This window comes from Pseudonocardia sp. HH130629-09 (genome assembly GCF_001294645.1).
GTDB lineage: Bacteria > Actinomycetota > Actinomycetes > Mycobacteriales > Pseudonocardiaceae > Pseudonocardia.
Genome location: NZ_CP011868.1, coordinates 4,975,800 through 4,990,372, shown reverse-complemented (window position 1 = coordinate 4,990,372; position 14,573 = coordinate 4,975,800). Strand labels below are relative to the sequence as shown.

Genomic DNA, 14,573 nt, shown 5'->3' with positions numbered 1-14,573 from the left:
GGCGCGGTCCCATGCGTGGGTGAGCCGCTGGACTTCCTCGGCATCGGCTCGTTCCTCAGCGGTCAGTGCACGACGACGGAACACGCTCGTTTCCCTCTCTAGCCCGGACTCTTCACGGGCTGTGCCGGTGATCTCCGACCCCAACTGAAGAAAGTGCCTCGTGACCAGGTAAGACAGCGGGTGTCGAAGCCCTGTCCGCCATGGTCGAGGAGGCACTTTCCGAGTGCAGACTACAAGCACGCGCCCACCGGTCATCGTGACCGCCGACGGCGCTGGGGTGGTGTCGCACGTCGGGTCGCGTCTGCTGGCCGATGTCGCCGACCGGACCACGTTGACCAGTGAACTCTCGACCGCGCTCGCACCGCTGCGACGAGCTCGGGCGCGTCATGATCCGGGGCGGGTGCTGGTCGATCTGGCCGTCGCGGTCGCCGACGGGGCCACGAGGATCTGCGAGATCGCGGTCCTGGCCGATCAGGGCGCGGTGTTCGGGTCGGTGGCATCGGACTCGACCTGCTGGCGACTGCTCGACAAGCTCGACGAGCGCCGGTTGTCCTCGATCGCGGCGGGGCGGGCGCGGGCCCGGGAGGTGGTCTGGGCCCAGCACGCCGACGTCGATGGTCGCGCGTTTCCCGCGGCTCGGGTCGCCGGCCGCGACCTGCGCCGGCACGGCCGGGACGTGCTGGTGATCGATCTCGACGCCACGATCGTCATCGCCCACAGCGAGAAGGAACAGGCCACGCCCACGTTCAAGAAGACGTTCGGGTATCACCCGATGCTGGCGTTCTGCGACAACACCGGCGAGTTCCTCGCCGCCCGCTTGCGCCGCGGGAACGCCGGTGCGAACACCGCCGCGGATCACATCAACGTGCTCGACGACGCGCTCGCCCAGATCCCTGACGCGTTCCGTCACGGGCACCCGATCCTGGTCCGCACCGACACCGCGGGCGCCACGAAAGCCTTCCTCGCCCACATCCGAGCGCAACAAGACACAGCGGTGAGCTGTGAGTTCTCCGTCGGCTGGGCCGTCACCGACCGCGAACGCACCGTGATCAGCCTGGTCCCGAAGACGGTGTGGGCCGAGGCGGTCGACGCTGACGGCGGGCACCGTGACGGCGCCGGGCTGGCCGAGATCACCGGCTTGCTCCCCGCCTCCGCGTTGGTCGACTACCCGGCCGGGACCCGCGTTGTCGTCCGTCGCGAACGGCCGCATCCCGGCGCGCAGCTCGATGCGTTCGAGGAGCGTGACGGCTGGCGCTACACCGCGTTCGCCACCGACACCCGCGTCGGGCAGCTCGCCTTCCTCGACGCCCGCCACCGCGCCCACGCCCGGGTCGAGGACCGGATCCGCTGCGGCAAGGACACCGGCCTCAACCACTTCCCGTCCCGGTCCTTCGCCGTCAACGCGGCGTGGTTGACCGTGGTCATGCTCGCGGTCGACCTGATCACCTGGACCCAGCGCCTGCTTCTCGACGGCGACCTGGCGAAGGTCGAGCCGAAGGCGTTGCGCTACCGGTTGTTGCACACCGCCGCGCGGATCACCCGCGGGCAACGCCGAGTCTGGGTCCGTATCCAACGGTCCTGGCCCTGGGCGGTCGATCTCGCCCGCGCGTTCGCGCGGCTGTGCGCGTTGCCTGTTCCTGCTGGTTGATCTCCGAAGCCCGACACGACGAGCGGCGGGAGCTCCCGGCAGAACGCGCAGGCCGGCCCCTTCGCCATGCCCACCCATCGAACGAACCGGACCGGATCCGCCGCCAGCCGATCACGCGGTCAATCCGCAGCTCCGTGAATCACCAGGGCTAGAACGAAGAACAGCCCCGTCCCCGGGATAAGCACAGGGACGGGGCCGCGTATGGGTCAGTGAGCCCTTTTCAACCTGCCGTTCCGGCAGCTCAGGGGCCTGGTTGTGTGGGTGCAGACGCCGAGCTGGCGAGCCGGTGACCTGTGCAGCTGTGGTCAGAGCAGTTGCGCTGCAACCTTCGCGATCTCCTGACGCAGAAGCTCGCTGGTCAGGTTGAAAAAGGCTCAGTCAGGGAGGACTAGGCAGCGTTCTCGGCGGGCTTGCCCCGGCCCTGGTGACCGGGGGTGTCGATGCCGGAGGCTCGGAACGACATCTGGACCCGGCGGGCGTCGTCCACCCACGGGACGGCGACCAGGTCACGGAAGATCACGGGCTGTCCGAGCTGGGTCTCAGGGGCGACAGCGGATGCGATCTTCACCCCGGCGATCTCCGCACGGTTGTTCTCGGGGTCGTTGACCAGGACGTCCACGATGAACACCGGGAGGCCGGTGGTCTCGTCCTTCGCCTGGTTCCCCGAGCGCTTACGGGAGCCGTCGGAGAGCTGGACGTACTCGGCTCGCTCGGCAACCTTGCCGGTGCCGATGAACTGAACCTTCGTCGTGTCAACCGGGATGGAACGCATTTTAGACAGTCCTCTCGTGTGTTTCGAATGCGGAGAATCGGCCCTCGGGCCACGCATTGCCATAGCGGCAATGGTTTGCTAGATAAAGCAGAACGCGAGAATCAGAATCAGCGCGGCGACAGCGGCGCCTAGGAGAACGGGAAGAACGGACGTCTTTCGGGGGACCTCGGGGGTCCAACGTTCGTGGCTTTCCTCGGGGTCGCCACCCCAGTGCTTAGCCACTACGCCGTGAGCGAAAGCTGTTCGGGCTGAGACGCCCTGAGCCTGGTCCCGGCGGACATGGTCAGCGTGACGACAGCGGTTCTCGACCGGATGGCGACTCCATCGACCGGTAGCGGCTCCAGGACTCGCATGGTGGACAGAACGACGTCCCCGCCGGAACGGCTGACGTGGTCGACCCGGTGTCGTTCTCCACCGTGCAGAACGACGTCACCGGAGCGAATCTCGTCCGCCTTGACCACGTTCAGCGGGTCCGGCTCGGCTTCCTCGCGAGGCGCCGGAGCCCCGTTCGGCCACAACGGCGGCCAGCCGCAGTCCTGAGCGTCGTGGTCGGGAGTGGACGGAGCGTCCACGACCTCAGCAGCGGCCCTGTGGGTTGCTGCCTCGGACTCGACGTGCGCCCCCGCGTCCTCGCACTCGGGGAACGTCGGGCCGTCGTCCGTGGTGATGTTCGGAGTCTGGTCCTCCGGCTCCGCCGTCAGGTTGTGCAGCTCGTCGGCCACGTCCTGGCCGGTAGCGGTGAGGCGGTAGCCGCCGTCGTCGGCGGGCTCGACCAGTCCACGGGACTCCAGAGCCGTCCAGGTGGGACGGCGGGGTGCCAGGACACCGATCAGAGCGAGGCACATGGTCATGGTCAGGCGGTGGAGCTTGGCGGGGGCGGTGGCGTCGTACGTGGTCACGTGGTCCTCCAGCAGTCGATGCGATCTAAGCGAGCTAAGCAGCAAGCTACGGGAATGCTGCGAACTATGCAAGGACTGCGAGCGAGCTAGTACCTGCGAACCTTCTGAGCTGTGCCAACATGGCGACCATGAGCGAGCCCCAGGACCCTCAGCGCCTCGTGAGCACGACGCAGGCTGCCAAGGCTCTGGGTGTCCACCAGACGACCCTGAGTCGGTGGGCGGCTGCCGGACACGTGAAACCAGCCCAGAAGACGGTTGGCGGGCACATGCGATGGAAGCTCGACGACCTTCGGAAGCAGGTTGCAGCAATCACGGAGCCCTGAACTGTGCCACCGATCGACCTCCCACCGTTGCCCCCCCCAATCTGGTGGATTGGGCTCAGGTGCCTGGTACCGGGTTCGGATTCCTCGCAATATTGGTGGAATTCTTTGCCTTATGGCGCCAGCGGCGCTACGAGGTCCGCGATCAGCGGTACATCAATGATATTCAGACTCTAGAGCAACTACAACTTGTGCTCGAAGATATCTGGGAAACACGAGTTCGTGCCGATTTGCACCAGCGCGTAGATCCTGACAAGTGGGCGAAACTTAAAAACCTCGGAATAAGCTCAATACTTCGACTCAGAAACCGAACCGCCTACCACATAGTTGGCGATGAGCTAAGCAGCCTGGATGATCCGCCGACGTATAGACAGATTGTTAGATTGCTTCAGATAGTCGAAACGGGACTGCATATCATCCGCGTGAAGCATCTTCGGTAGCACGTTTGGCCGACGAACCGCCCGCTCACCCCTTACCCCCGGCCACCACCTGTCAGGCAATAGGGTGCCGGTTACAGGTCCGGTCGGTCATACCCTCCGCAAAGATGTCTACCGAACGCCCATCGCTGATTGCGATTCCGGAAGAAGAGAAACCCTTAGCACAGGTGAGCATCCACCATGAGATCCTGCATGCTCTCTGCCAGTCCTCGGCGCTACCGTAACCGGCTCTCATGGCACACCCCGCCGGGTCTTGCGCTCGACTGACCGCGCTGATTCGAGCGTTCACAATCCATCGCCATGCTTCTACCGGGTCCGCCGTATGGTGTTCGTACTTGGCGCCGGTCAGACCGTGCCAGCGCTCAGCGCTGAATCGGAAGTTGCTGTCCTTCGTGCTCACGTCGTCGGTGCCTAAGTGCCAGTGAGCCTTTTTCAACCTGCCGTTCCGGCAGCTCAGGGGCCTGGTTGTGTGGGTGCAGACGCCGAGCTGGCGAGCCGGTGACCTGTGCAGCTGTGGTCAGAGCAGTTGCGCTGCAACCTTCGCGATCTCCTGACGCAGAAGCTCGCTGGTCAGGTTGAAAAAGGCTCAGTGGGTGACCCCCAGGTCCCGCCACCGACCGGTGTCGTTGAGTTCCATCTCAGGAACCTGGAGATCCGTCGTCGCCACGGGTCGATGCTATCGCACAGACGTTCGATCTTGGTCGCACGGCGCGGTGTTCTCGTTCGGTGGGACCACGTGCCCGTTCCGGTCGATCACGTACAGGCGGTTCGTGTCCCGTTGGTGCTCCGGGAAGTAGCGGTTGAGCAACCATCCCTTGACCGCGATCCGGTCTGAGCCCTCGGCGCGGGTGAACAAGTCTGCCACGAGGTCCGGCCAATCAAGGCCGTTCACTGGTCCAGTCATAGCCTGATCCTGTTATCGCTAGTGATTGTGTAGGTCCCGAGCGATTCCCCCCGGGGTTCAACGCCTGAGAGAGTGTTTGAGAAGATCATGTTGAGGGTGTGACTACGTACTTCTGCTGGCGTCGGGCGGGTTCGCCACGGGCGATGCGGCGGGTGATGGTGTTGATCGCCGCCCAGCGGATCATGGCCTCGGACACTGCGGGGTGGCGTTCGTAGTCCCGGGCCAGGCGGCGGTGCGCGGTGACCCAGGCCAGGGTCCGCTCGACCACCCACCGCCGCGGGAGGACGGCGAATCCGCGCTGCTCAGGCGGTTTGCGCACGATCTCGACGCTGGTGTGCAGGATCGTGGTCGCCCAGTCCAGCAGGCGCCCGGCGAACCCGGCGTCGGCGTAGACGAACCGCACCCTCGTGCGCAGGTAGAGGTCGAGCAGGGTCGACTTGGCGCCATCGCGGTCCTGCACCGACGCCGAGCACACCATCGTGGTCAGCAGCAGGCCGAGGGTGTCGGTCACGATGAACCGCTTCCGGCCGTTGATCTTCTTCCCGGCGTCGTAGCCGCGGGTGTCCCGCCCGACCGTGTCAGCGCTCCTCACCGACTGCGAGTCGATGATCCCCGCGCTGGGTTCGGGGTCGCGGCCCTCATCAGCGCGTAGCTGACGGCGCACGATCGGGAGGATCTGCTCGGTGACCCTCTGCTGCTCCCACCGGTTGAAGTACCAGTACACCGTCTGCCACGGCGGGAAATCAACTGGTAGAGCACGCCACGCGCACCCGGCGCGCACGACATAGAGGATCGCATCCACCACATCACGGCGCGCGTGCTTCTCCGGCCGGCCTCCCGCCCCGCCGCTGGCAGCAGCGGCTCGATCAACGCCCACTGCTCATCGCTGGTGTCCGAGGGGTACCGCCGCCTACGCCGAGCCACTCCTCCACGATGGACCACACCCGGACGCATCCAGCGCAGACACGCCGACCCGTCTCAAACACGCTCTAAGCGATTCGATCGCATTCGTAGAGCAGATCACCCTTCGAATCTCGACGTCGTAGTCCAAGAACGGCACGAACTCTTCCCACGCGTTGCGCCATAGCCGGATCATCGCCGCGTACTTACGGCCCCATTTCTCGTCGAGCTCATCCATAGCGATAAGTGCTGCATTCGGGTTGGGCGCGGCATAGATTGGTTTGATGTCGCGCTTCACCGCGTCCCAGTCCTGTCGACCCACCAGCCGGAAAGTGTTTCGGATCAGGTGCACGACGCAGGTTTGGACAATGGTTTGCGGCCACACGTTGGCCACGACCTCCGGGAGTCCTTTGAGGCCGTCGCAGACCAGGAACAGCACGTCACGCACGCCGCGGTTCTTCAGGTCGACCAGCACGCTCATCCAGAACTTCGCGCCCTCACTGCCGACGCCCATCCACAGCCCCAGCACGTCCTTGCAGTCGTCCATGGTGACGCCGATGGCTGCGTAGACCGGCCGGTTGGCGACCTGCCCGTCCCGGACCTTGACGTGGACAGCGTCGATGAACACCGCGGCGTACACCGAATCCAACGGCCGACCAACCCAGTCATTCATCTCGGCGACGACCTTGTCGGTGATCCGCGAGACCGTCTCCTTCGATACTGACGCCCCATAGATGTCAGCGAAATGTGCGGAAACCTCCCCGGTCGTCATCCCTTTCGCATACAGCGACAGTACGACCTCGTCGACATCTGTGAGGCGCCGCTGACGCTTCTTCACGATCTGCGGCTCGAAAGTGCTGGCCCTGTCTCTCGGAACGTCGATCTCCACGTCACCCGCGGCATCCGAGAGAACCGTCTTCGAGCGGGACCCGTTCCGCACGTTGGTGGATTCCCGGCCGGAGTCGGCCCGGTTCTTGTCGTGCCCGAGGTGCTCGGTCATCTCCTCGTTCAGCGCCGTTTCCAGAACATTCTTGGTAAAGAGCTTCAACAGGCCGTCCGGGCCGGTCAACGCCAGCCCGCGCGCCTTCGCCTCGGCCACCATCGCCGCCGCAGTGGCCCGCTCCGCCGACGCCTGCCGAGCAGGCTTCGGGTCACCCTCGCTTGGATCCACAAGGTCCGATGTCATCACTGTCCGTGCCCATCTCGCCGGACCTCAGCCCGGCGTGTCGGGCCGAAAACACCGATCTTGAAACAGTCCCTGAGCACGTTCTAAACCGTCCCCCGGTGAACACACGGGTGGAGCTGTCTCGGGGGTGTATGGCCCACACCAGCGTCAGGAACGCGTGTCTGGGGCCATGAGCCTTTTTCAACCTGCCGTTCCGGCAGCTCAGGGGCCTGGTTGTGTGGGTGCAGACGCCGAGCTGGCGAGCCGGTGACCTGTGCAGCTGTGGTCAGAGCAGTTGCGCTGCAACCTTCGCGATCTCCTGACGCAGAAGCTCGCTGGTCAGGTTGAAAAAGGCTCAATGGCCCCGACCCTGGAGCAGGCCATCGACGTCGCCATCGGGAAAGCGTTCGTCATCCTCGACGGCACCCTGCTGCGCATCGACCGCGTCGGGATGGCCTCGGGCTATGACCGCGGGTTCTACTCCGGCAAGCACAAGTGCCACTGACTCAACGTCCAGGTCATCGCCGACCCCGCCGGCCGGCTGGTGTGGATCTCCCCGCCGCTTCCCGGAGCCCGCCACGACATGGGCGCCGCCCGCGAGCACGGCATCATCGACGCCCTGACCGAGCACCGGATCCGGGCGGCTGCCGACACCGCATATCAGGGCGCCGGCCCGACGGTCGCGGTCCCGCACCGGCGGCGACGCAAGGACCCCGACACCGGCCGGTTCCGTCCGCTGTCGCACAACCAGCGCGAGGTCAACGCCGCTCACTCACGCCGCCGCGGACCCGGTGAGCGGGTCAACGCCGAGCTGAAGAACTGGAAGATCCTGCGCAAGATCCGCTCCAGCCCGAACCGGGCCGGACAGCTCATCGCCGCAGTTCAGACCCTCATGATCGTCAACACCTGACCAGGTTGGCAAAGGCTCACTGCCCGCGGCGCCGGGGCGGTCCCGGTGGCGGGCCGTGACCGGCACCGGGACCGCCCTGCCGACGGCCCGGCTGCTCGCTCCGCCGTTGCCGCTGCTCGCCGCCCCGCTGGGGTGGCTGCTCCTGGGCCCCGCCGGCGCGGTGTGCGCAGCGGGGGTGGTATGGGGAGTGCGGCGCCGGATCGCCACACGGCGGGCCGCGGACCGGGCCGGGTCGACGGCGGCCGAGCTCGCCGACGCACTCGCCCGGATCACCGACGAGCTGCGCACCGGCGCGCACCCCGCGGCCGCGCTGGCCGGGCACGTGCACGACGGGCCGCTCGCCCGCGCGCTGCTCGAGCCGGCCGCGGTGGCCGCGCGGATCGGCGAGCCGGTCCCCGAGGCCTTGCGTCGGACGGCGCGGGGCCCGGCCCGGCGCGACGTCGAGCGGGTCGCCTCGGCCTGGGAGCTCGCCGACACCCACGGTGCCCCGCTCGCCGACCTGCTCACCGGTCTGCTCGACGACATCCGCTGGCGGGTCGCGCACGGAGCCCGGGTGCGAGCCCAGCTCGCCGGGCCTCGGGCGACGGCGTCGGTGCTGACCGCGTTGCCGTTGGCCGGGATCGGTCTCGGGCAGTTGATGGGCATCGCGCCGCTGACCGTGCTGCGTACCGGGCTGCACGGGCCCGCGCTGCTGCTGACCGGGGTCGGCCTCACGGTCGTGGGGGCGGCGTGGGCCGACCGGATCCTGCGTGCGGCGGTGCCGACGTGACCGCGGCCGCACTCGGGCTCGCCGCGCTCGCCCTGGTCGTCGGCTGCGGGCGTCCCGGACCGGGGCGGCTGCGAGGGCTGCGTGCCGTCACCGGGGCGACGACCGCCGCGGCGCCGCCCCGCACCGCGGTCCTCGCGGTGCTCGTTCCCGCCGGGGCCGCGCTCGGCGGAGCCCTCGGCGGGATGGGCGGCGCGGTCGTCGGCGCCACGCTGGGCGGCGGGTTGCTGTGGCTCGCCCGGTGGGCGGCCCGCGGGCCGGCCGCGTCGGTGGACTCCGCGGATCTGGCCGCCGCCTGGGACCTCCTGGCGACTTGCCTCGCCGCCGGTCTCGCCGTGGCTGACGCCGTCGGAGCCGCGGCCCGGCGGCTCGACGGCCCGGCCGGTGAGGCGTTGCGCAGGGTCGCGGGCCTGCTGGCGCTGGGCGCCGACCCCGACGACGCCTGGGCCGCCGCCGGCCCGGTCCCCGAACTCGCCGGGTTCGCCCGCGCGGCGGGCCGGTCGGCCCGCACCGGTGCCGCCCTCGGACGCTCCGCCGCGGCGGAGGCCGCCCGGCTGCGCGCCGGGCTGGCGGATCTCGCCGAGGAGCGGGCGCAGCGCGCCGCTGTCCGCATCACCGCCCCGCTGGGGCTCTGCTTCCTGCCCGCCTTCCTGGTCCTCGGCATCGTGCCGGTCGTGATCGGGCTGGCCGGGGAGGCGTTCGCACGGTGGTGACCACCGCCGCGCGGCAACCGGGTCCGCACTCCGCGGGCCCCCGACGAAGGAGACACCGATGACCCTCACCCGTTCCCTGCTGCACCGCCGGCTCCGCGCACTCGCCTCGGACGACGACGGCATGTCCACCGTCGAGTACTCAGCTGATCGTTAGACACACCGCCTAGAATCGTCCTGTGCGTGCCCTGATCCTGATCCGGTTGTCTCGGGTCACCGACGCCACGATGTCGCCGGAGAGGCAGCGACAGGCGTGTGAGCGCTACTGCCAGGAACGCGGCTGGTCCGTGGTCGGCATCGCCGAAGACCTGGACACGTCCGGCGCCGTGGACCCGCTGAAGCGAGTAGGTGCCGGGCCGTGGTTGCGGGATCGACTGGACGAGTTCGACGTGATCGTTGCGTGGAAGTTGGACCGGGTCGGTCGCAACGCCAGGGACATGTCGTCGCTGGTCAACTTCCTGACCGACCACGATAAGACTCTGGCGACGGTGCAAGACGCGATCGACATCGCGACCCCGGTCGGCCGGATGCTGGTCTACATCCTCGCGACGCTGGCCGAGATGGAGCTGACGTCGATCAGCGACAGGAACACCGCGTCATCGCAGTACCTGATCCGGTCCGGCCGGTGGCGCGGCGGAGTCCTCCCGGCGGGGTACCGCTCGGAGCAGAACCCGGAGGGCTCGGGGCTGGTCCTGATCCCTGATAAGCAGGGCACCGCACCGACCGTGCGGGAGATCGTGGCCCGCGTGCTCGCCGGGGAACGACTGGCCGGGATCGTCCGAGACCTGAACGCCCGTGGTGTCCAGACAGTGAGCCTTTTTCAACCTGCCGTTCCGGCAGCTCAGGGGCCTGGTTGTGTGGGTGCAGACGCCGAGCTGGCGAGCCGGTGACCTGTGCAGCTGTGGTCAGAGCAGTTGCGCTGCAACCTTCGCGATCTCCTGACGCAGAAGCTCGCTGGTCAGGTTGAAAAAGGCTCAGTGTCAGCACCGCCAGCGCTAGCAGGACGGGGACCGTCACGCCCTGCGGTGTCCCGGGAAGTGCGCTCAGCACGGCACACCGACCCCGCGCTCGCGCAACAGCGTCGCGAGCTCGTCGCGGCCCGGTCCTACCCCGGAGCCGCGGCTCCAGACGGCGGTGACGTGGGGGGTGCCGTCGTCGGAGCGGCCCAGCACACCGATCTCGTCGAGCGTCCGACCGGCGCCGGGGCGGCGTCGCATGTGCAGCACGACCTGCACGGCGGCCGTCAGCTGCCCGTCGAGCGCGGCGGGGGACATCCCGCCGAGCCCGGCCAGTGCGCGCATCCGGGCCGGGATCTCGCGGACCGAGTTCGCGTGCACGGTGCAGCCGCCGCCGTCGTGACCGGTGTTCATCGCCGCCAGCAGGTCGCACACCTCGGCGCCGCGGACCTCGCCGACGACCAGCCGGTCCGGCCGCATCCGCAACGCCTGACGCACCAGTTCGCGCAGCGGAACCCCGCCCGAGCCCTCGATGTTCGGCGGCCGGGCGACCAACCGCACGACGTGCGGGTGGCGTGGGGAGAGCTCCTCGGCGTCCTCGACGGTGATCAGGCGCTCGCCCGGGTCGACCGCGCCCAGCAGCGCATTGAGCAGAGTGGTCTTGCCACTCCCCGTCCCGCCGGCCACGAGCACGGCCAGCCGGGCGCCGACGATCGCGCGCAGCAGCGCCTCGCCGGTCGCGTCGAGGGTGCCGGTCCGCCGGAGCGCGGCCAGGTCGTGCCCGGCGGGACGCAGCACCCGCAGCGAGATCGCGGTCCCGGCCGCCGCCACCGGTGGGAGGACGGGGTGTAGCCGGACCCCGGCGTCGGGGAGCCTGCCGTCGACGCAGGGACTCGCGTCGTCGAGGCGGCGGCCCGCGGCGAGCGCCAGGCGCTGGGCGAGTCGCCGGACCGCGGACTCGTCGGTGAAGGTGATGCCGGTGCGGCGCAGTCCGTCGCCGCGGTCGACCCAGACGGCGTCGGGCGCTGTGACCAGCACGTCGGTGGTCATCGGGTCGCGCAGCAGCGCGTCGAGCGGGCCCGCTCCGGTGAGCTCCTGGCGCAGGGTGCGGAGCGCGGCGAGGACGTCCAGATCGGACGCGACCCCACCGGACTCGGCCCGCACCGCAGCGGCGACGGCGGCCGGCCCGGTCTCGCCGCCCGCGTCGGCCAGCCGGGCCCGCACCCGGTCGACCAGCGGGTTCACGACGCCGCCTGCCGGATGCCGGCCGTACCGGAGAGGCGCTCGTGCACGGTCCGGGCCCCGGTGGCCAGCGGGCCCCGCCCGGAACCGGGCGTGCGGCCCCGTTCGAGAGCGCCAGCGAGGTCCCGCTCGGGCCGCATGGTCGTGAGCAGCGGCAGCCCGAGAGAGGTGACGACCTCATCGGGCGTGATCCCGCCGGGGGACGGCCCGCGCACGACGAGCTCCACAGCCCGGGCATGCTCCGCGAGCACGTCGGCGACCCGGGCGGCCGCGGCACAGGACCGCAGCCCGGCGGGCACCACCAGGACGGTCAGGTCGGCTCTGCCGAGAGCGGTGAGCGCGGCATCGGTGGGGTAGCGGGGCAGGTCGCACACGACCGTGCCGCCCGCGCGGCGCCCGGCGTCGAGGACGGCGGTGACCGCGGCCGGTTCGGGTCCGTGCGGGGAGCGCGCGCAGGACAGCACCGACAACGCGGTGCGCCCGGACCCGGCCCGTGGGAGCGCGGCGTGCAGCGACGCGGCGCGTACCCGGCCGTCGCCGACCGACAGCTCCGGCCAGCGCAGCCCGGCCTCCTGCTCCAGCCCGACCATCAGGTCGATGCCGCCGCCGAGCGGGTCGCAGTCGACCAGCAGCGCGGACTCCCCGGCTCGCGCGGAGGTCAGCGCGACCGCGGTGGCGAGCACCGAGGCACCCGCCCCACCGCAGCCGCCGACCACGGCCAGCACCCGGCCCGCCCGCCCGTCGCCCGCTGCGCGTTCCCGGGCGTCGGCGAGGATCCCGGCCAGGCCCGCCTCGCCCTGGGGGAGCTGCACGACCCTGTCCGCGCCGAGGGCGACGGCGAGCTGCCAGTCCTCCGCGGCGGGCTCGCCGTAGACGGTGATCACGACGCCGTCGCGGCGCGGGAAACCGGCCTCGCCGCAGCGCCGGGCCCCGGACCGGTCGAGTAGGACGACCGGTGCACGGGCCCAGGCCCGGCGGGCGTCGGCCGCGTCGACCGCGCGTTGGGCGTCCATGTCGGCTGCTGCCGCGAGCCGTAGCAGCGCGTCGAGCAGCTCGGGATCGTCGGCCACGATCAGGCAGCGCCGGTCCATCGCGTCGTCCTCCACACCGGCCCGCCGGTGCGAGCCCCGGTATCGAGCGTGCGGCCTCGGGAGGGCTCCGCCGGCCTCGATCGCGAGCCTGTGGACAACTTCGTGGAAACGGCTCGGCCTGTGGACAACTCCCCGGTTCCGTCGGCCCCGCGCGGGAGGATGGAGCACAGGGGCGGGCCCTCGCGGGCGTGGGACGCAGGAGCGGCGCCGGAGCCACGAGGAAGGGCGCGGAGGCGGAGGCGTGGGACACGACCGTGTCCGTCCCGGCCCGGACGTAGGACGACCCCCGCCAGGGGGATTGGCGGGGGCCGTCGGGCGGTTCAGCCCCGGGGGGTCGAGCTGAACCCGCTCGGACCAGGTCCGAGCTCGGTCAACTGTAGCCGGAACATGCCGGTCGCGCCCATACTCCGGCCGTGGCCTGCGCCGACCGGTACTGGTGACGACGTCACTCCCGGCTCCCGACGGCGTGAAGTGCGCCACTGACCGGTGGGCGCGTCCGGGCGACCGGCCGCATGCGGCCGGTCACTCTCCGCTGCTGCGCATCGGTCTGCTCGCAGCCGGGCGGAGCGGTGCAGGGACGGTGGGGCACACCGTGGGGTCGACGGTCGAGGATGTGGACGGAGCGGAGGGCCGGGGACGTGCGCTCCGCGTTTCGGGCACGCTGGACGTTGTGCCCGAGACCTCCAGAGCCCCCGCCGCACCGGACCGGACCGCCGGTGCCACCGCCCCCCAGGCGGTGTTCCTCGACCTCGACAACACGATCATCGCCGGGTCGAGTGCGCTGGCGTTCGCGCGGCCGTTCGCCCGTGCCGGTCTGATCGACCGCGCGACCGTCCTGCGCGGGGCGTGGACCCAGCTGCTACTCGTTCTCGCCGGGGCGGACGCGTCCACGATGGACACCCTGCGCCGTCGGATGGTCCTGATCTGCAAGGGCTGGGAGGTGGCGCGGGTCCGCACGATCGTCGCCGAGACGCTGCAGGAGATCATCGGTCCGCTCGTCTACCCGGAGGCGCTCCGGCTGATCGAACACCACCGCCGACAGGCGGCGGAGATCGTGCTGCTGTCGGCGTCGGGGCTCGAGGTCGTCGAGCCGATCGCCGAGCTGGTCGGGATCGAACGGTTCCGGGCGACGCGGATGCACGTCGTGGACGACCGCTACGCCGGGGAGATCGAGTTCTACTGCTACGGCGAGGGCAAGGCCGTCGCGGCCCGGGAGATCGCCGAGGAGCTGGGGTTCGACCTCGCGCACTGCGCCGCCTACACCGACTCGATCACCGACCTGCCGCTGCTGGAGGCGGTCGGCCAGCCGTCCGTCGTGAACCCCGACCGCGAGCTGCGGGCGATCGCCCGTGAGCGGGGGTGGCCGGTGCTCGCGTTCGTCCGCGCGGCGTCCCGGCGGGACCGGTTGTTCCGGATGCGCGACCGGTTGTCGGACCGGTTCGCGGCCGGGGCCCGGGGCGGTGCTCCCGCCGGCTCGGCCATCGAGGCGGAGGGTCCGGACGCCGGCGGGGTCGGTGCGGCGGGGCCGTGGCGGGACCCGGCGATGCTCGGCGCGGCCGCGGTCGGCGGGGTGCTCGCGGCGTTGCTGGCGGGCGCAGCCGTCACCCGTTCCGCCCGCGGCAGTCGCTGACACGACGGCCGGCCTGGGGACAGGTCGGCGCTGCCCGACGTCGGGTGGTCCGCACCTCGCGCGACCAGTGTTCTCGGCTCGCCCCGCCCGATTCCTGCGCACTGCATGACCGGGGAGCGCTCGGCCGCGCGAGCCCGGTACTCGTCGATCAGCGCGTCAGTGCTGGTCGCGGCGCCCCGGACGACGCTCATGTGCTGATCGATCCGTGAGGAGGGGCGGCACG

At 70.1% G+C, this 14,573-nt stretch carries 13 protein-coding genes and 1 pseudogene; 8 read left to right on the top strand and 6 right to left on the bottom strand.

Annotated features, from left to right (window positions below; translation table 11 throughout):
- Positions 1-223: 223 nt before the first annotated feature.
- Entirely contained in the window at positions 224-1,648 is a 1,425-nt protein-coding gene (locus XF36_RS23145; protein WP_060710764.1) for an IS1380 family transposase, read from the top strand.
- Between the two features lie 388 nt (positions 1,649-2,036).
- Here the strand turns inward: XF36_RS23145 and XF36_RS23140 are convergent, their stop codons facing one another.
- A complete protein-coding gene (locus XF36_RS23140) occupies positions 2,037-2,420 on the bottom strand; it encodes a hypothetical protein (RefSeq protein WP_060713593.1) in 384 nt (127 codons plus the stop codon).
- Positions 2,421-2,641: 221 nt separating this feature from the next.
- Positions 2,642-3,319, bottom strand: coding sequence for a hypothetical protein (locus XF36_RS23135; protein ID WP_060713592.1), 678 nt, complete (start codon positions 3,317-3,319; stop codon positions 2,642-2,644).
- A 119-nt stretch (positions 3,320-3,438) separates the two neighbouring features.
- On the opposite strand from XF36_RS23135, the gene XF36_RS23130 reads away from it, so the two are divergent.
- Positions 3,439-3,642 (top strand): helix-turn-helix domain-containing protein, encoded by a 204-nt coding sequence (locus XF36_RS23130; RefSeq protein WP_349675513.1) that lies wholly within the window; start codon positions 3,439-3,441, stop codon positions 3,640-3,642.
- A gap of 1,423 nt (positions 3,643-5,065) precedes the next feature.
- On the opposite strand, the gene XF36_RS23120 is transcribed toward XF36_RS23130, so the two are convergent.
- Together XF36_RS23120 and XF36_RS23115 are read right to left on the bottom strand one after the other, a co-directional pair.
- Positions 5,066-5,934 (bottom strand): IS5 family transposase gene (locus XF36_RS23120; RefSeq protein WP_060713651.1). Its coding sequence is split into 2 segments (ribosomal slippage): positions 5,066-5,823 and positions 5,823-5,934, totalling 870 coding nucleotides; the frame shifts between segments, so codons are not numbered across the junction.
- Between the two features lie 19 nt (positions 5,935-5,953).
- A pseudogene (locus XF36_RS23115) lies at positions 5,954-6,982 on the bottom strand (IS256 family transposase); the annotation flags it as partial.
- A gap of 421 nt (positions 6,983-7,403) precedes the next feature.
- Here XF36_RS23115 and XF36_RS34500 point away from each other — a divergent pair.
- The 5 genes from XF36_RS34500 to XF36_RS23095 all read left to right on the top strand — a co-directional run bounded on the left by XF36_RS34500 (position 7,404) and on the right by XF36_RS23095 (position 10,321).
- Positions 7,404-7,550, top strand: a complete 147-nt coding sequence (locus tag XF36_RS34500; protein ID WP_238588995.1) for a hypothetical protein — start codon at positions 7,404-7,406, stop codon at positions 7,548-7,550.
- 39 nt (positions 7,551-7,589) lie between these two features.
- Positions 7,590-7,955, top strand: a complete 366-nt coding sequence (locus XF36_RS30825) for a transposase family protein (RefSeq protein WP_238588994.1) — start codon at positions 7,590-7,592, stop codon at positions 7,953-7,955.
- A 55-nt stretch (positions 7,956-8,010) separates the two neighbouring features.
- Positions 8,011-8,724: a type II secretion system F family protein gene (locus XF36_RS23105; protein ID WP_060713588.1), complete on the top strand. Its 714-nt coding sequence runs from the start codon at positions 8,011-8,013 to the stop codon at positions 8,722-8,724.
- The gene (locus XF36_RS23100) at positions 8,721-9,434 is read left to right on the top strand and encodes a type II secretion system F family protein (RefSeq protein WP_082375597.1); all 714 of its coding nucleotides are present in this window, start codon (positions 8,721-8,723) and stop codon (positions 9,432-9,434) included. The genes XF36_RS23105 and XF36_RS23100 overlap by 4 nt, the downstream gene beginning before the upstream one ends.
- A gap of 176 nt (positions 9,435-9,610) precedes the next feature.
- Positions 9,611-10,321, top strand: a complete 711-nt coding sequence (locus tag XF36_RS23095) for a recombinase family protein (protein WP_060713587.1) — start codon at positions 9,611-9,613, stop codon at positions 10,319-10,321.
- Between the two features lie 153 nt (positions 10,322-10,474).
- Here the strand turns inward: XF36_RS23095 and XF36_RS23090 are convergent, their stop codons facing one another.
- Both XF36_RS23090 and ssd read right to left on the bottom strand, forming a co-directional pair.
- On the bottom strand, positions 10,475-11,632 hold the full coding sequence (locus XF36_RS23090) for a TadA family conjugal transfer-associated ATPase (protein WP_060713586.1): 1,158 nt from the start codon (positions 11,630-11,632) through the stop codon (positions 10,475-10,477).
- The gene (ssd, locus tag XF36_RS23085) at positions 11,629-12,720 is read right to left on the bottom strand and encodes a septum site-determining protein Ssd (RefSeq protein WP_060714918.1); all 1,092 of its coding nucleotides are present in this window, start codon (positions 12,718-12,720) and stop codon (positions 11,629-11,631) included. The genes XF36_RS23090 and ssd overlap by 4 nt, the downstream gene beginning before the upstream one ends.
- A gap of 670 nt (positions 12,721-13,390) precedes the next feature.
- Here ssd and XF36_RS23080 point away from each other — a divergent pair.
- Complete coding sequence (locus XF36_RS23080; RefSeq protein WP_238588993.1) at positions 13,391-14,350, top strand: HAD family hydrolase; 960 nt, start codon at positions 13,391-13,393, stop codon at positions 14,348-14,350.
- Positions 14,351-14,573 lie beyond the last annotated feature (223 nt).